The 229-nt window shown below is 62.9% G+C and carries 1 protein-coding gene; it reads right to left on the bottom strand.

Annotated features, from left to right (window positions below):
• On the bottom strand, positions 1 to 229 hold a 229-nt coding region (locus tag AC1RQI_RS17600; protein WP_481905890.1), incomplete at both ends, for a hypothetical protein.

Raw genomic sequence — 229 nt, 5'->3', positions numbered from 1 at the left:
CAGTCGGACGGTCGCGCGAACGGTGCGCCGTAAGCGGTGAGCCAGGCGTCGGTGATCGCGGCATTGTTCTCGAAGCCGTTGAGTTTCAGTGTGCTCAGGATGTTGAAGCCGAGTTGGCCGAGCACCGGCTCAAGCTCGCCGTTTGCCTCGGCCTGCGCGATCCACCGAAACCAAGGCGAGACCTGTGCATTCGCAGTGAGGCGTTCGAACAGATCGCTCTGCCCGAACG

The organism is Salicola sp. AFF1 (assembly GCF_056783195.1).
The sequence above is the reverse complement of the archived record's forward strand: the minus strand, read 5'-3'. Positions and strand labels throughout refer to the sequence as shown.